The organism is Arthrobacter sp. LAR12-1-1.1 (assembly GCF_040676555.1).
Lineage (GTDB): Bacteria > Actinomycetota > Actinomycetes > Actinomycetales > Micrococcaceae > Arthrobacter.
On record NZ_JBEGIG010000012.1, the window covers coordinates 411,765 to 428,457 of the forward strand.

Here is a 16,693-nt window from a genome sequence, read left to right on the forward strand (position 1 = left end):
ACAGTACGCCGAAGCGGCGCCCCGCGTCGGCTGGGATAACCTAGAGCAGTGACTTACGAGATTGAGATTGGCCGAGGCAAGCGTGGGCGTCGTGCCTACTCCCTGGATGACATTGCGATCGTCCCCAACCGGCGCACACGTGACCCCAAGGACGTCTCCGTCTCCTGGCAGATCGATGCCTACAAGTTCGACATGCCGGTCATCGCGGCGCCGATGGATTCGGCCATGTCGCCGGAAACCGTCATCGCCCTGGGCCGCCTCGGCGGACTCGGCGTGCTCGACCTCGAAGGCCTGTGGACCAGGTACGAGAACCCGCAGTCCGTGCTGGACGAGATCGGGGGCCTCGCGGACGAGACCAACAGTCCCGCCGTTACCCGGCGCATGCAGGAGCTCTACCAGGCGCCGATCCAGCCCGAGCTGATCACCTCGCGCCTCGCCGAGATCCGCGCCGCCGGTGTTACGGTGGCCGGCTCCCTGACCCCGCAGCGGACGCAGGAGCACTATAAGACCGTGGTGGCCGCCGGCGTCGACATCTTCGTCATCCGCGGAACCACCGTCTCGGCAGAGCACGTCTCCAAGGACCACGAGCCGCTGAACCTCAAGCAGTTCATCTACGAGCTCGACGTCCCCGTAATCGTCGGCGGGGCGGCCGGCTACACCCCGGCCCTGCACCTGATGCGCACCGGTGCCGCCGGCGTGCTGGTCGGCTTCGGCGGCGGAGCCACCACCACCACCCGCCGCGCCCTGGGCATCCACTCGCCGATGGCCTCGGCCATCTCCGATGTCGCGGCCGCCCGCCGCGATTACATGGACGAGTCCGGCGGACGCTACGTCCATGTGATCGCCGACGGCGGCATGGGATCCTCCGGTGACATCGTCAAGGCCATCGCCATGGGCGCCGACGCCGTGATGCTGGGCAGCGCCTTGGCCCGCACCGACGAAGCCCCCGGCAAGGGCTGGCACTGGGGCCAGGAAGCCCACCACGTCGAACTGCCCCGCGGCGACAGGGTCAACGTCGGGACAGTGGGGCCGCTCGAAGAGGTCCTGTTTGGGCCGGGCCACCACACCAACGGCACCTCCAACCTCATCGGGGCGCTGCGCCGTTCCATGGCGACCACCGGCTACTCGGACCTGAAGGAATTCCAGCGCGTCGACGTCGTCGTCTCGCCGTACGCCGGAAACTGAACGCCACACCGGCCTTTGTTTGGCCCTGCCCATCCGGGAAACTTGGACGTAGTCTGGTGCCCTACGAGGTTTGACCCGGATGGAGGCGTGACATGAACAGTTTTGCCGGCGGTTCTGCCGTGGCCGGAGGTGCCCTTGGGCCTGCGGAACGCGAGGCTTCAATCACTGTGCTCAGGGGCAGCACCGCCCCCGGCAAAGAGCTCGACATCCTGATCGTGGGCGGAGGCATCGTGGGCGCCGGCGCCGCCCTCGACGCCGTCACCCGCGGGCTCACCGTAGGCATCGTAGAGGCGAATGACTGGGCCGCGGGGACGTCGTCGCGTTCCTCGAAGCTTATCCATGGTGGCCTCCGGTACCTCGAAATGCTCGACTTCGGCCTGGTCAAGGAGGCACTGCACGAACGCGGCCTCATTCTCTCCGTGCTGGCACCGCACCTGGCCCGGCCGGTCCCGTTCCTGTACCCGCTCCACAAGCCGTTCCTGGAACGGCCCTACGTCGGCGCCGGAATCGCCCTGTACGACGCGATGTCCATCACCGGCGGGCACAGCCGCGGCGTCCCCTTCCACAAACACCTGACCCGGCGCGGAACCCTGCGCGCCGCCCCCAGCCTCAAGGACGACGCCTTCGTCGGGTCCATCCGCTACTACGACGGGCAAGTCGACGACGCCAAGTACGTCGCCAACCTCGTGCGCACCGCGGCGCACTACGGCGCCCACGCGGTCAACCAGATGTCGGTGGTGGACTTCGTGCGCGAAGGCGAGCGCGTGGTCGGCGCCAAGGTGGTCAACCACGAGGACGGCTCCAGCTTCAACATCCGGGCCAAGCAGGTCATCAACGCCACCGGAGTCTGGACCGACGAAACGCAGGCCATGGTGACAGACCGCGGGCAGCTCAAGGTGCGGGCCTCCAAAGGCATCCACCTGGTAGTGCCTCGCGACCGGATCCAGTCCACGGTAGGGCTGATCCTGCGGACCGAGAAATCCGTCCTGTTCGTGATCCCCTGGGGCAGGCACTGGATCATCGGGACCACGGATACCGACTGGCACCTCGACAAGGCCCACCCGGCGGCCTCCTCCAAGGACATCGACTACCTGCTGGAGCACGTCAACAAGGTCCTCAAGCGCCCGCTGACCCGCGAGGACGTCGAGGGCGTCTACGCGGGGCTGCGCCCGCTGCTGGCCGGGGAAAGCGATTCCACCGCGAAGCTCTCCCGGGAACACGTGGTGGCCCACCCCGTGCCGGGTCTCGTGGTGGTGGCAGGCGGCAAATGGACCACCTACCGGGTGATGGCCAAGGATGCCGTCGACGAGGCAACGCGCAGCATGGACGAGCGCGTCCCGCCCAGCTGCACGGAGTCCATCCCCCTGCTGGGAGCGAGCGGCTTCAAGGCCGCATGGAACCAGCGGAACCGGATGGCGGAGGAGACCGGCGTCCACGTGGCCCGGATCGAACACCTGCTCAACCGCTACGGTGCCATGGCTCCGGAGGTGCTGGCGATCATCGCCGACAGCCCGGAACTGGCCGAGCCCCTGCCGGGCGCGGACGACTATCTGGCCGCCGAAGCCGTCTACGCGGCCACTCACGAGGGCGCCCGGCATGTCCAGGACGTCCTGACCCGCCGCACCCGGATTTCGATTGAGGCGTGGGACCGCGGTGTGTCCGCCGCCCCGGTAGTCGCTAAACTAATGGGAGACGTTCTCGGCTGGAGTGATGCGCAGCGCGAGGGCGAAATCAAGCACTATCTGGCCCGGGTTGATGCCGAGCGCCTGAGCCAGCAGCAGCCGGACGACGAATCCGCCGACGCCGCACGGCTGGGCGTGGAGGACATCGTGCCCCTGCGCTGAGACGCAGCACCGGCCGGCAGTGGAGATTACAACGCTAGTCATTGGACTGCCGGCCGGCGTGCACTGACGCCACTTCGAAGGGACATCTCTTGGCGGAACCACTGGACCGGTACGACGCCGAGCTCACCACGCCCGAGATGGTGATCCTCGAAATGGATGCCACGGACAAGCTCGACGCCACTTCCCAGCTCGCCGAACGCATGCATGCGGCCGGACGAATTTCCGATCTCGAGGGATTTCTCCAACAGGTCAATGCCAGGGAGCACCAGCTCGCCACCGGCCTGCCCGGCGGCGTGGGGCTGCCGCATGCCCGCAGCGAGCTGGTCTCCCAGACCTCCATCGCTGTCGGCATCACGAAGTACGGCAGGGCGCTGGACTTCGGGGCGGCGGACGGCCCGGCCACTGTGATTCTGCTCATCGCCACTCCGGCGAGTTCCTTTTCCGATCACCTCGAAGTGCTTGCGACGCTGGCACGCTCACTGTCGAAGGAGTCCTTCCGCGAGTCGCTGCGCCGCGCCTACGACGCCGAAGTGATCGCCGAACTCATCAATTCCAGCCTGGTGTTCTTCGACCACTGAGATTGGGGCAGGGCCTTTCGTGTCGACTCCGTCGCCACGCAGGGACCCGGCTGCCCCACTCTGGGCAGGGCCTTTCGTGTCGACTCCGTCGCCACGCAGGGACCCGGCTGCCCCACTCTGGGCAGGCCTTTCGTGTCGACTCCGTCGCCACGCAGGGACCCGGCTGCCCCACTGGTCAGGGCCTTTCGTGTCGACTCCGTCGCCACGCAGGGACCCGGCTGCCCCACTGGTCAGGGCCTTTCGTGTCGACTCCGTCGCCACGCAGGGACCCGGCTGCCCCACTCTGGGCAGGGCCTTTCGTGTCGACTCCGTCGCCACGCAGGGACCCGGCTGCCCCACTCTGGTCAGGCCCAACTGCTGCCCCGTTTCGCTGTTCTACACAGGGACGAAGTACGGTTAAGAGGTGCTGAAAACTGCCCTCAAACCCCGCTGGATCGCAGGACTCGTGTTCGCGATCGCCATTTCCGGGGTCTTTGTGCTGCTCAGCCAGTGGCAGTTTGGCCGTTCAACGCAGGCGGAAGCCCCAGTCTCCACCACAACAGAGGAGACGCGCCCGCTCACCTCGGTCCTGCAACCCGGGGGGTTCTTCCCCGGATCGGTGGCTGACCAGATGGTCTCCGCCACCGGCAGCTACGACCCCCAGAAGCAGGTCTTGGTCCCGGGACGGCTCAACGACGGGGCGAAGGGCTACTGGATCGTTTCCGCTTTCGCCGTCAAGGATGCCCCGGCCCTGTTGGGCCGCGGGGCCACGCCGCAGACCTGGATTCCGGTCGCGCGCGGCTGGGTCGCGGATCCCGCGGACGCCGTGGCGCCGCCGCCGGGCACCATCGAACTGACCGGACGGCTCCTTCCGTCCGAGTCCCCGCTGCCGCAAACCGATCCCGGGCCCGGCCGCGCCAGCGCCGTCTCAGTCGCCGAACTCATCAACGACTGGAACATCAGCAGCTACCCGGGCTTTGTCGCGGCGAGCACCGAACTGGCCGGCGGCACCGACGTCGGGGCCTCAGCCACCGGCGACGTCAAACCCCTCCGGATCGGCCCGCAGCCGCCCGTGCAGCAGGTCAACTGGCTAAACCTCTTCTATTCCGTGGAATGGGTGGTCTTCGCCGGCTTCGCGTTGTTCATCTGGTGGCGGCTCGTCAAGGACGACTACCGCCGGGACCTCGAAGACGAGCTCGACGAGGAACTCGCCGGGGACGAACCACCGGCCCAACACCCACCGGCCCAACACCCCACGGCCCAACACACGGCCGAACAGGCCACCGACCCGCATCCCACAGCCCCCCACCCCACAGACCCGAGAGTGCAATCATGATCGAGCCCCAGCCCGCCATCCAGCCGCAGACAACCAACGGCACGGGGAAAACCGGCAAGAAGCGCCGCTTCGGCGGCACCGAGGCCCAAATCCGGTCCGCCCTGAAGTTCTACAAGGTGCTCGCCTACCTGACAGGTTCGATGCTGCTGCTGCTGTGTGCCGAACTGGTCGCCCGGTACGGCTTCGGGCAGTACCTCTACGCCGGCGGCACCAACGCCATCACCGGCCAGCCGTTCGGCCTCGGATTTGCCGACGCCGAGCCGCCAGGGGTGATCGGGGGCGTCAACCTCTCCGTCGCGGTCCTGATCGTGCACGGCTGGATGTACGTCGTGTACCTCATTTCCAACTTCCGGCTGTGGTCCCTCATGCGCTGGCCGTTCACCAAGCTGGTGGTTATGGCCTTGGGCGGCGTGGTGCCGTTCCTGTCCTTCTTCGTTGAGAAGAAGTTCCACGCGGAGGTCGAGGCCGAACTCGCCGCCAACCCGCAGGCACCCCAGCGGTACTGAACCCCGGCGGCTCTAAACAGCGTCACGACGCCGGCAGCCGCCGTCGGGCGTGTGAGTTCGCTTACCTCCGCCCTCGATTCGGGGCCCGCGCCGGCTTCTCAATGTGCGGGCGGGCAGCGGCGCAAAGTAGGCTAGTGGGGTGACTACTCCCTCTGCATCCCAGACGTCCCACAGGCCCGTTCTGGTCGTTGACTACGGTGCCCAGTACGCGCAGCTGATTGCCCGCCGCGTCCGGGAAGCGAATGTGTATTCGGAAGTGGTTCCGCATACCTACAGCACCGAGCAGCTGCTGGCTAAGAACCCCTCCGCGATCATCCTCTCGGGCGGCCCCTCGAGCGTCTACGCCGACGGCGCGCCCAGCGTCGGCGCTGACCTCTTCGAGGCCGGTGTCCCGGTCTTCGGCATCTGCTACGGCTTCCAGGCCATGGCCAACGCCCTCGGCGGCAAGGTGGCCCAGACGGGGCTCCGCGAATACGGCGCCACCGAGACCACCACCCTGGGGGAGGGCCGCTCCATCCTGGCCGGCATGCCCCAGCACCAGAGCACCTGGATGAGCCACGGCGACTCCGTCCATGAAGCCCCCGAGGGCTTTGAGGTCCTCGCGACGACGGCGGGCGCCGACGTCGCCGCGTTCGCCAACGAGGACAAGCGCCTTTACGGTGTCCAGTGGCACCCCGAGGTCAAGCACTCGGCCTACGGCCAGCAGGTCCTGGAAAACTTCCTCTTCAGGGGCGCCGGGCTGGAACCGAACTGGACCACCGGCAATATTCTGGAAGAACAGGTCCAGCGCATCCGCGAACAGATCGGCGACTCCAAGGTTATCTGCGGCCTTTCCGGCGGCGTCGACTCGGCAGTGGCCGCGGCCCTGGTCCAGCGTGCAGTCGGCGACCAGCTGACCTGCGTTTTCGTAGACCACGGGCTGTTGCGCGAGGGCGAGGCCGAACAGGTCGAACGTGACTTCGTGGCCGCCACCGGCGTCAAGCTCTATGTCGCCAACGAGCAGGAGCGCTTCCTGAGCGCACTTGCCGGCGTCAGCGATCCCGAGACCAAGCGCAAGATCATCGGCCGCGAATTCATCCGCGCCTTCGAGGAAGCCGAACTGGCGATCATCGCCGAAGCCGCGGCGCACGGTGAAAAGATCAAGTTCCTCGTCCAGGGCACCCTGTACCCCGACGTCGTCGAATCCGGCGGCGGCGAAGGTGCGGCCAACATCAAGAGCCACCACAACGTGGGCGGGCTGCCCGAGGACCTGCAGTTTGAACTCGTTGAACCGCTGCGCGCCCTGTTCAAGGACGAGGTCCGCGCGGTCGGTGCGCAGCTCGGCCTGCCGCAGGAAATCGTCGGACGCCAGCCCTTCCCCGGACCGGGCCTCGGCATCAGGATCGTCGGCGACGTCACCAAGGAACGCCTGGACCTGCTCCGCAAGGCCGACGCGATCGCCCGCGCCGAGCTGACCGCCGCCGGACTGGATGACGAAGTGTGGCAGATGCCCGTGGTGCTGCTGGCGGACGTCCGCAGCGTCGGCGTCCAGGGCGACGGCCGCACCTACGGACACCCGATTGTCCTGCGCCCCGTGTCTTCCGAGGACGCCATGACCGCCGACTGGTCGCGGCTGCCCTACGATCTCCTGGCCCGGATTTCCAACCGGATCACGAACGAGGTGGACGGCGTCAACCGCGTGGTGCTGGATGTGACCAGCAAGCCGCCGGGAACCATCGAGTGGGAATAGCAATGTGAATGGCCGGCCTTTCGAGGCCGGCCATTTCATTTTGTTCCTGACAATTCGAGCCGAATTTCGCACCGCCCAGTGTTGCGGCCCCGCACGTGCCGGGGATTCGGGCTACCCTCGAAAGCATGCCGGTATGGTCCAAGGCGTCCCGCGCCAGCCAGACAACCGCGAGCACCCACAACGCGGCCAGGGAAAGCGCGGACGCAACACAGACGAGCGTTGATACGTCGAACGCGCTAGAGTCGAGCCCGCCACGGTCCGGCGCAGAGAAATCGAGCACAGAAAAGAAGGCAGCAGTGTCAGTTGGTCAAGGCCACCCCGAGGGCTCCGAGGAGTTCAGGAAATGGCTGTCGGAGCTCAAGCCCGTCACCGGAGCAGATACCATGCTGCGCTTCACCAAAACGCCTGAAGGCTCGATCGACCTGACCCATGCCCATCCGTCCGGGCTTGCCCAGCTGATGGCAGGCCGGCGCACCCGGCTCTCGACGTTGATCCGCGACCGCCAGCAGTATGTTGTTGCGGCCAGGGCATCGCGGAACCTGCGCTCCAAGATTTTCGAACTCGCCAATGACCGCGGCATCGACGCGGGGTATTTCTCCGCCGGCACGGTCGTCTGGACGTCCGCCGTCGGGGGTAAGCCGCAACGGATCTCGGCCCCGGTCATGCTCACCGCCATTTCCCTCACCGTGCGCCCCGGCGAGGACGACTACGAACTTCAACTCACCGAACAGGCGCAGATCAACCCGGCGCTGGTTCGGCACCTCAAGTCAGTCCACGGGATCGTCTTTGACGTCAACGCGGTCACGCGGATGGCGTACAGCACGGCCCGTTATGACCCCCAGCCGGTTCTGGACCGTCTTGGCACCCTGGTCCAGCCGATCCACGGCGCGGAAGTCGAGCACAACCTGCTCGTCTCCACCTTTGCGGACCTCTCCGGCAACCTGGATGATCCGTGGATCAACCAGAACAACCCCCTTGTCACCGCGCTGGCACGGTCCGGTTCCGGCGAACGGGTCGACGTGCCCGCGCTTGAGCCCGGCCGCTTCCCCAGTACGGATGAGCGGGACCCGGCCGAGGAGCTTTTGCTGCTCGACGCCGACACGGACCAGCAGTATGTCATCGACGCCGTCCGGGCGGGTGACTCGTTGGTGGTCAGCAGCCCGCCGGGCACCGGCCAGACCCAAACCGTCATCAACACCATCGGCGCCCTCGTGGACGAGGGCAAGTCCGTCCTGGTGGTGGGTGACCGGCGTGCCAGCCTCGCCGAGATCTCCGCGCAGCTGGACGGCCTTGGCTTGGATTCGGTGCTCTTGCAGCTCACCGGCAACGCCAGCCCGCTGCAGCTCAAGGGCCAGCTGGTCCGGGCGATCGTCCGCAACGAGAAGTCTCTCCAGCCGCAGCTGAGCAACCTGCACGCCACGCTGACCGGGCACCGCCACGCCCTGATGGACCACGTCGCATCCCTGCACAATGTCCGGGCCCGCTGGGGCTGCTCGCCGTACGAGGCCATGCAGTCGCTGGCAGAACTGACCTCCATCCAGCCGGCGCCGGCCACGACGGTCCGGCTCAAGCGCAGCGTACTGGACAACATCCGGGACCGCGAGGAACTCGCCGGCCGGCTCCGCCGAGCCGCCGAGCTCGGCAGCTTCAGCCGCGCGTCCACCACCAGCCCCTGGCACGGCGCGCGTCTGCTCACCCGCAAGGAAACGCAGGAAGCGCAGAACGTTGCCCAGTCCGTGGCGGAGAAACTGCCGTTGCTGCGCGGGCGCATGGACGCCGTGGCGGAACACGCAGAGATCCGGCTCGGCGGGACGTTCGCCGAATGGGGCGAGCAGATCGAACTTCTCGTGGCCGTCCGCGAAAGCCTGGACAAGTTCACTCCCGACATCTTTGACCGGCCGGTCCATGACCTGATCTCCGCCACGGCGTCCTCCGCCTGGCGCCGGGAACGCGGGATCGAGATGCCGTCCATGCAGCGCTCGCGCCTGCGCCGGGTGGCCAAGGAATACGTCCGGCCCGGCGTGCACATCGCGGACCTGCACAGTTCCCTGGTCCTCGTGCAGGAGCAGCGCGCCGCCTGGTCCGGCTACGCCACCACGCAGCGGCACCCGGCCGTGCCGTCCGGGCTGGGCGAAATCACGGGCCTGTACCGGGAGCTCGCAGCGGAACTGGCTGAACTCGGCCAGGCGGTCAAGCAGACCGCCGCCGGCGGCGATGTGGATCGCGCGCCGTACGATGAACTCCTGCCCCGGGTGCGGCGGCTCGTCGCCGACACCGCGACCCTGGAAACCCTGCCCGAGCGCACCCTGCTGGTCGAAAGCATGCGTGAGCACGGCCTCGGCGAGCTCCTCGCTGACCTTGCAGAGCGCGAGGTTCCGGAGGGGTCGGTGACCGCCGAGCTGGAGCTGGCCTGGTGGCAGTCGGCCCTGGAAGCCATGATCAGCGGCGATGACTACCTCGCCATGTCCGACGGCGACGCCCTGCGCCAGCTTGAGGCGGAGTACCGGCTCGCGGACAATGCCCATATCGCCAGTGGTGCTGCCCGGCTGCGGTGGAACCTGTCCGAGCGGTGGCGTACGGCAATCGCGGCGTACCCCCGCCAGGCCGAGCTGTTGCGCAGCCTGCTCAAGGACGGCCGGGTGACCCTGGCAGCCCTGAGCGGCCAGGCGCAGGAGCTGCTGCCCACCCTTGTCCCGGTATGGTCCGTCAGCCCCTATCTCCTGACGGGCCTCCTGCCGATCGAGCAGACCTTCGACGCCGTCGTGATCCTCGACGCGGAGACGACTTCGCTGCAGGCAGTCCTTCCGGCCATCGCCCGGTCCCGGCAGGTCATCGCCTTCGGCGACGAACAGGTTGCCAGCCCCCGGACCTTTACCGTGGGCGTCGAACGGCTCGCGGCCGGGGAGAGCTCCTCCCAAAGCGTTGAGAGCTCGTACCGGGCACTCTCCGCTGTGCTTCCGGTCTGGAACCTGAGGACCGTGTACCGTGCGGTCGATGAAGACCTGGTGCGCCAGCTCAGCAAGGGTTTCTACGCCGGGGAACTTTCCCGGCTCCCTGAGGGGCAATCCGCCACGGGCCTTGACCGTACCCTCAGCGTGGAGTACCTGCCCGACGGCACGGGGCTGCCCAGCGCTGACCACGACGGCGTTGAATCGGTTGTTGCCGAGGTGAACCGTGCGGTGGAGCTCGTCTTCGAGCACGCCCGGCTCCGGCCGCGGACCTCGCTGGCCGTGGTGACCGGCAGCCTTCGCCACGCCGCCCGAATCGGCGAGGCCATCAGGGCGCAGCTGCCCAACTACCCTATGCTCGGCAGCTTCTTCACGGCGGGGGACGAGTCCTTCCGCGTGGTGGATCTGGAACGGGCCCAGGGCCTGGTCCGCGACCACGTCATTTTTTCCCCGGGCTATGGCCGCACCCCGCATGGGCGCACCCTCCACAGCCTCGGGCCGCTCTCCGCCGACGGCGGCCGGGCCAAATTCGCGCTGGCGATGACGCGAGCCCGCCGGTCCCTGCACGTGCTCAGTTGCTTCCGCCCCGAAGACCTCGATGTCAGCCGCCTCAGCCACGGCGCCGTGGACTTCTATGAACTGCTGGACCGTGAGATCGCGGGCAATACAGATCTTGGCAGCCCCGCGTCCCGGGCCGCGGCCAGCGAGCAGGCGCTCGGCGCCGATCCGCTCGTGGCCGACCTGGGCGACCGGCTCCGGGCACGTGGGGCACGGGTATGGCACCAGTACGACGGCGTCCTGAACATGGTGGCGGCCGCCGATCCGATGACCACGATCGGCCAGGACGATGCTGATATTCCCCGTCCGGTAGCAATCGAGTCAGATGGCACCGGCCACTACCGGCGGATGAGCGTCCGGGAACGCAGCAGGCTCCGGCCGCAGCTCCTGGAGCGGCTTGGCTGGCGCTACATGCCACTATGGACCATAGAGGTCTTCACAGATCCCTCGGCCTGTGCCGATCGGATTGGCGGCTACCTCGGGTTGGAGAAACCTGCCGTGTCCGGCCGGCTCCGGACATCGCACGGGTTCTTCGATGACGACATCGACCACCTGGCGATTGACCAGGCGCGGGCCGCTGAGTACCACGTGGCGGACGAACCCGCGGGGCAGGTATTTCGAGGCCGCGGAACTGCGGGCCAGGACTACCGCCGGCAGGAACCAGCAACAGGAATGACAGGCAATTCAGGCAGTAAGGAGGCCGGCGGCATGAGTGCGGACGGCGACATCCGAGACAACACCGGCGCCAAGAGGGACGACGCGACCAGCGCCACTGAGCCCAAGACCGCTGAGCCCAAGACCGCTGAGCCGAAGTCCGGCGAGTTGACCGGTGACGGGCCGGACCAGGAAACGGCGAAGGAGCCGTCCCGCCGTTCGGAGGCGCCGGCCACGGTCCCCGAAGGCGTGCTGCCGAACAAGGCGGCGGAAGATGACCCCCGGCGCTGGGGTGACCAGCCTGACAATTACGATCACGACGCATGGCTCCAGGAGCAGAAGCCACCGCACTGGGGCTGACGTTGTGTGGCCGGCACCGCGGAGCCTGCGGTGCCGGCATCACCCGGCGGACGGGCTGCCCGGGGCCCAGCGCGGCGCGCTGCCCAGGCCTAGCCCGGCGCGGCCGCCACAAGGACGAAGAACAGCTTGCCTTGGGTAGAGGCGCCCGCCAGTCTGCGTGCCTGGTCGGCCGCCGCTGCCACGACTATCAGCCCGTCCGTCTCCGCGGTGGCGGGCCACGGCGAAGCATTGCCGCCCTGCACTGACGTCCAGAGCACCGGAACGGCTTCGGCCAGGATTTGGCTTTCGCCGGGTTGGTCAAAGCCGTTGCCGCCGGTGAGCACCACGTTGACGAGCTGCCCGGGGGAGACCAGCTGGATGGAGGCCGGATCCGCCATCCTGAGCGGCACGGCCGCAGAGCCGGGCGGGCTTCCCGCGAGCAGGCCCGGGCCAAGGATCTGGGCATCGGTGAGGAGTTGGCCCTGGCGCAGCGGTGCGGCCAGTTGTTTTCCCTCGAACGCGGTCTCGCTGCCGGGGTTGCCGGCAGGCACAAGGCCCGGCGGGACACTGATGCTGCTGACATCGCCGGGTTCCAGGGTCTTTCCGGCGGGAAGATCCGCCGCTGCGGCGAAAGCAACCACCGTGGCAGTGGGCGCGGGAGCTAGCTGCTGAACCGTGAGGCCGGCCGGGATGCAGAACAGGAGGGCCGCGATAAGTCGCCGGTTCCCGTTCATCCAGCCGCGCAGGCGGCGCCGTGACGGACGGCGGCCGGGAGGCCGTTGCCGGCGGGTCTTCGCCGGGCCCCGGCTCCGGAACGGGCGGCCCGCCGCGGACAACGTGGCGGCGGGAAGGTTGGCGGCGCGGATCCCGGCGCGTGCCCAGCGGCCGGAGCCTTCGACGGGCGTGGGGAGGGACGGCAGGGACGACGCCGTGGAGGGTGCCCCGGACGAAGGGGTGGATGACGTCCAGGGCCAAGGCGGGGAAACCGCGCTGAGTGAAAGGGCCATGCCGTCACGCTACGGACCCGGGCGCATCGACGGGAGCCGCAGAACCGCCTATGTGGACAATGGCCACCGGCCCAAGGATTACGCTGACTCAGCCAGCAGAGGCCCACCTGACGGGCCGGCGCCGAACAGGCCGGCGTCTGACGGGCCCGCCCTAAGCAGGCGGGTGTCCTGCTAGAGCGCGGGGGCGGGTGCGGGGGTGGCCGCAGGAGCTGCAGGAGCCGGGGAAACCGTGCTGCCCTTGGCGTCGCGGGAATCGGTCCGGTAGAAGCCGGAGCCCTTGAACACTACGCCGACGCTGTTGAACTTCTTGCGCAGCGTGCCCTGGCACTCGGGGCAGGACGTCAGGGAGTTGTCGCTGAACGACTGCACGATCTCGAAGGCATGGCTGCAGTCCTTGCAGGCGTATGCATACGTGGGCACTGGAAATCCTCACTCTGGGGCAAACGAGCAGGTCCCGTGCTGCCGAGCCGGAATCACTGCCGATATGCCTATCGACCGGTTCCGCCCTTAGCAGTCGCAGGGCCTGAGTGCCAATTCTATCACCTTGGCAGGAACCCACATCAGCCGGGGCGGCATCAGCCGAGCCGGATGATCCCGCCCGGGGTCAGCGCCACGTCGACCTTCCGGTCGAACGACTCGGCGGGAATGCTGCCCGCGGGCAGCACCTCCGTGTCATAGACGACGGCCGCAGTCGGCAACGCGACAGCGTCGGACGCTGCGCCGGACGCGGGGGACATGGCGGCCAGGGCGGCAAGGAACTTGTCGTAGTAGCCGCCGCCTTGTCCGATGCGGTTGCCCGAGAAATCCACGGCGGTGGCCGGGAGGATGACTGCCGTGGCGTCGCGCATTACGGCGGTGCTGTGGCGTTCTCCGACAGGCTCCTGGATGGGGGCGTATCGGCTGCGTACAAACCCGGACTGCGGAGTCCAATACACCCAGCTGAGCGAGATATCGGGTTCGCACACCGGAAGCAGCACCCGGTGCCCGGCAACGGTCATGGCCGTCAACAGCGGCAGCGTGGGCGGTTCGGCGCCCACACCGAGGTACACCGCGAAGATGCCTTGGCGGCCGCGGGCCTGCCCGGAGGCCCACTCGAGCCCGTGGCGGGCGATGCCCGCCGCGGCAGCATCCTGTGCGGCCGGCGGGAGTGCGGAACGCTTCGCCCTGTGGCTGGAGCGTATTTCCTCTTTAGACGCCAAGCTGGCCTGTCCTCTGCCTCTTCCGGCCGCCAGGTGTCGGGAGGGCCTGCCGGGCGGTTCGAATAAAAATTACGCAATGATTGGTCCCTCCGTTAGATTAGTCGAGTGAATACACTGAACGCTTCCGTCCGTAAGGCCGTCATCCCCGCCGCGGGCCTTGGTACCAGGTTTCTTCCGGCCACTAAGGCCATGCCCAAGGAAATGCTGCCTGTAGTTGACAAGCCGGCCATCCAGTACGTCGTTGAGGAGGCCGTGAATGTTGGCCTGAACGACATCCTGATGATCACGGGCCGCAACAAGCGGGCGTTGGAGGACCACTTCGACCGCGTCCCGGCGCTGGAGTCCACCCTCAAGGCGAAGGGTGACACGGCGAAGCTCGAGTCCATCCAGGCCGCCAGCAACCTAGGGGACATTCACTATGTCCGCCAGGGCGATCCCATGGGCCTTGGCCACGCCGTCCTCCGGGCCAAGCAGCACGTCGGGCAGGAGCCGTTCGCCGTCCTCCTGGGCGATGACCTCATCGATGCCCGCGATGAGCTGCTCAGCACCATGATCGAAGTCCAGGCCAAGACCGGCGGGTCGGTGATCGCCCTGATCGAGGTGGATCCGTCCCAGATCAGTGCCTACGGCTGCGCCGACGTTGAGGCAATCGTTGGTGAGGACTACGTCCGCGTCAATCAGCTCGTGGAGAAGCCCGACGTCGAGGACGCCCCGTCCAACCTCGCCGTGATTGGCCGCTACGTGTTGCACCCGGCCGTCTTTGAAGTGCTTGAGCGCACCGCGCCCGGCCGTGGCGGAGAAATCCAGCTCACGGACGCGCTGCAGGAGCTCTCGGCCGGCACCGGCGAGGGCTACGGCGTGTACGGCGTCGTCTTCCGCGGCCGCCGCTACGACACCGGCGACAAGCTCAGCTACCTCAAGGCCTGCGTACAGCTCGCCTGCGACAGTGAGGACCTCGGCCCGGGTCTGCGCGAATGGCTGCCCGGCTTCGCGTCCAGCCTGGCCCCCAGCCTCGCAAAGTAACTCCCGTGGGGGGCAGCTTCACCTGGCCGGTGACCCTGGAGAGTGGCGAGATCGTGTTGCGCCCGATCCGGTACCGGGACCGCAAGGAGTGGACAGCACTCCGGTCCCGTAACTGCGAGTGGCTGGCCCCCTGGGAGGCGTCAAACCCGGTCCCCGGCGGCGGCCTGCCGGACTACCGGCAGATGGTGCGTTCGCTCAAGGCCCAGGCCGCGCAGGCCACTGCCCTGCCCTTCGTGATCGCGGAATGGACGCCCGGCCACCAGGCACCGGTGATCGTGGGGCAGTTGACTGTGTCCTCGATCGTGTGGGGATCGGCCATGATGGCGACGCTTGGCTATTGGGTCGACAAGGAACGGGCCGGGCGGGGAATCGCCCCGACCGCCGTGGCCATGGCAACGGACTATTGCTTTGGCACCCTTGGGCTGCACCGCATGGAGATCAACATCAGGCCGGAGAACGCGCCGAGCCTGCGGGTGGTGGAGAAACTTGGGTTTCGCGACGAGGGATTCCGGCCCAGGTTCCTGCACATCAACGGCGAATGGGCGGACCACCGGACCTTCGCGCTCACGGCTGAGGAAGTGCCGGAAGGCCTCCTCGCACGGTGGCTGAGGACGCGCCAGGCCTGAACCTGTGACGCCGCCTGACCATCCACGGTGCCCCGGCGCCGGCCACTGGCCGGCGCGCGCGACACACCCCTGACAATGCGGGGCAGCACCCCATATACCTCATACGGTTTTGAGTGTGGACTTCCCTCTTAGCAGCTCTGTGATCCTTGTCATTGCTGTTGCGCTCTGGATCGTGTGGGTGGCGCCTTACGTTCTCCGGAACGGGCGCCACCAGCTGCAGCCTGCAGGCGAATTCCTGGCGGACGTCATGGACATGGAACCAGCAGATCCACATGCGGGGAAGGTTATGAAAATGACAGCGCAGCAGGAGAAACCCATGACCAGCACCCAGCGCGCAGTACCGGCCGGCGGCACCGCAGGCCATGGTCCAAGCAGCGGGGCGGCGGCCGGAAGGAACCCGAATTCTGCAGCGACCTCCCCGGCGTTCCGGATTCGGTGGGGACGGCTGGTGCTGGCGGTAGCCGGCCTCCTGGCCCTCCTCACAGGAGTGGTATCCGCGGCCCTTCGACTTTTCGGTATTGGTTCCGGCTGGCTCCCCGTGACGGCCCTGCTGGGCGCCGTCGCCGCCGTGGCGCTGCTCCGCCGCCTCGCTGTCCGCGACCGCCGGCGGAAGATGAACGCCGCATTCCGTGCCGCCATGGGCAGCCCGGAACGCACTACTGCGCGGCCTTCCGCGCCCGAACAGGTCCCCACCCTTCCTGCCGGCCGTCCCGCTGCCCGGCCGGAAAGCCCGCTCTTCGACGCCGAGGCGGACCGGGTCACTCCCAAGCCTGCACCGAAGCCGTTGACCGCACTGGAGCTCCGCCAGGCCGCCCTCGCCGAAGCGGCAGCCTCGGGGGATACCTCGGCGGCTTTGGCAGCCGAAACTGCGGCGGCCGCGGAGGGCTCCAGCTGGGAGCCCGTCGATGTTCCCAAGCCCACCTACGTCGAAGCGGCGAAGGCCGAACGCGCTGCTCCCATGCCGCTCGACCTGCCTGAAGCGCCGAAAGCCGTCGGGAAGCCGTCTCTCAAGCAGGGCGCGCGGCCGGCCGCATCCGATCCGCGGGCCGCGGACGATTCCGAGTCAAAGCAGCTCAGCAAGGCCCAGAGTGCTTTGAGCAACCTGGACGATGTCCTCCAGCGGCGACGCGCCTGATCCGCTCCGTTCCTCCGGAGATTTCGCCCCGGGCAGCCAGCGATGGC

The 16,693-nt window shown here is 67.8% G+C and carries 13 protein-coding genes; 10 read left to right on the top strand and 3 right to left on the bottom strand.

All coding sequences use genetic code 11. The features are described 5' to 3' along the window. Positions 1-48: 48 nt before the first annotated feature. The 7 genes from MRBLAR12_RS10010 to MRBLAR12_RS10040 all read left to right on the top strand — a co-directional run bounded on the left by MRBLAR12_RS10010 (position 49) and on the right by MRBLAR12_RS10040 (position 11,677). Positions 49-1,185, top strand: a complete 1,137-nt coding sequence (locus MRBLAR12_RS10010; RefSeq protein ID WP_229994795.1) for a GuaB3 family IMP dehydrogenase-related protein — start codon at positions 49-51, stop codon at positions 1,183-1,185. A 92-nt stretch (positions 1,186-1,277) separates the two neighbouring features. Continuing rightward, on the top strand, positions 1,278-3,029 hold the full coding sequence (locus MRBLAR12_RS10015; RefSeq protein WP_229994794.1) for a glycerol-3-phosphate dehydrogenase/oxidase: 1,752 nt from the start codon (positions 1,278-1,280) through the stop codon (positions 3,027-3,029). An 89-nt stretch (positions 3,030-3,118) separates the two neighbouring features. After that, positions 3,119-3,607, top strand: coding sequence for a PTS sugar transporter subunit IIA (locus MRBLAR12_RS10020; RefSeq protein ID WP_229994793.1), 489 nt, complete (start codon positions 3,119-3,121; stop codon positions 3,605-3,607). A gap of 403 nt (positions 3,608-4,010) precedes the next feature. Then, a complete protein-coding gene (locus MRBLAR12_RS10025) occupies positions 4,011-4,922 on the top strand; it encodes an SURF1 family protein (RefSeq protein ID WP_364745629.1) in 912 nt (303 codons plus the stop codon). Further along, a complete protein-coding gene (locus MRBLAR12_RS10030; RefSeq protein WP_229995993.1) occupies positions 4,919-5,428 on the top strand; it encodes a DUF3817 domain-containing protein in 510 nt (169 codons plus the stop codon). Before MRBLAR12_RS10025 ends, MRBLAR12_RS10030 begins: the two co-directional genes overlap by 4 nt. Positions 5,429-5,567: 139 nt before the next feature. Continuing rightward, complete coding sequence (gene guaA, locus MRBLAR12_RS10035) at positions 5,568-7,157, top strand: glutamine-hydrolyzing GMP synthase (RefSeq protein WP_364745632.1); 1,590 nt, start codon at positions 5,568-5,570, stop codon at positions 7,155-7,157. A gap of 296 nt (positions 7,158-7,453) precedes the next feature. Beyond that, positions 7,454-11,677 carry an AAA family ATPase gene (locus tag MRBLAR12_RS10040; protein ID WP_364745635.1) on the top strand — a complete coding sequence of 1,408 codons (4,224 nt, stop codon included), beginning with the start codon at positions 7,454-7,456 and terminating at the stop codon, positions 11,675-11,677. 89 nt (positions 11,678-11,766) lie between these two features. Here the strand turns inward: MRBLAR12_RS10040 and MRBLAR12_RS10045 are convergent, their stop codons facing one another. From MRBLAR12_RS10045 to MRBLAR12_RS10055, 3 genes are all read right to left on the bottom strand, one after another. Further along, positions 11,767-12,663, bottom strand: a complete 897-nt coding sequence (locus MRBLAR12_RS10045; protein ID WP_364745637.1) for an RcpC/CpaB family pilus assembly protein — start codon at positions 12,661-12,663, stop codon at positions 11,767-11,769. Positions 12,664-12,834: 171 nt separating this feature from the next. Then, positions 12,835-13,083: an FmdB family zinc ribbon protein gene (locus MRBLAR12_RS10050; protein WP_364745640.1), complete on the bottom strand. Its 249-nt coding sequence runs from the start codon at positions 13,081-13,083 to the stop codon at positions 12,835-12,837. 155 nt (positions 13,084-13,238) lie between these two features. Continuing rightward, positions 13,239-13,862: a 5-formyltetrahydrofolate cyclo-ligase gene (locus MRBLAR12_RS10055; RefSeq protein ID WP_364745643.1), complete on the bottom strand. Its 624-nt coding sequence runs from the start codon at positions 13,860-13,862 to the stop codon at positions 13,239-13,241. Positions 13,863-13,967: 105 nt separating this feature from the next. On the opposite strand from MRBLAR12_RS10055, the gene galU reads away from it, so the two are divergent. From galU to MRBLAR12_RS10070, 3 genes are all read left to right on the top strand, one after another. Next, positions 13,968-14,885 (top strand): UTP--glucose-1-phosphate uridylyltransferase GalU, encoded by a 918-nt coding sequence (gene galU, locus MRBLAR12_RS10060; RefSeq protein WP_364745646.1) that lies wholly within the window; start codon positions 13,968-13,970, stop codon positions 14,883-14,885. 5 nt (positions 14,886-14,890) lie between these two features. Then, positions 14,891-15,511 carry a GNAT family N-acetyltransferase gene (locus MRBLAR12_RS10065; RefSeq protein WP_229995396.1) on the top strand — a complete coding sequence of 207 codons (621 nt, stop codon included), beginning with the start codon at positions 14,891-14,893 and terminating at the stop codon, positions 15,509-15,511. A 139-nt stretch (positions 15,512-15,650) separates the two neighbouring features. Beyond that, positions 15,651-16,646 carry a hypothetical protein gene (locus tag MRBLAR12_RS10070; RefSeq protein WP_364745991.1) on the top strand — a complete coding sequence of 332 codons (996 nt, stop codon included), beginning with the start codon at positions 15,651-15,653 and terminating at the stop codon, positions 16,644-16,646. Positions 16,647-16,693: the final 47 nt, after the last annotated feature.

What these genes read in the sequence shown, in the direction of transcription:
- MRBLAR12_RS10015 (WP_229994794.1), top strand. Translation starts at nt 1,278, where the DNA reads ATGAACAGTTTTGCCGGCGGTTCTGCCGTGGCCGGAGGTGCCCTTGGG.
- MRBLAR12_RS10030 (WP_229995993.1), top strand. Translation starts at nt 4,919, where the DNA reads ATGATCGAGCCCCAGCCCGCCATCCAGCCGCAGACAACCAACGGCACG.
- MRBLAR12_RS10045 (WP_364745637.1), bottom strand. Translation starts at nt 12,663, where the DNA reads ATGGCCCTTTCACTCAGCGCGGTTTCCCCGCCTTGGCCCTGGACGTCA.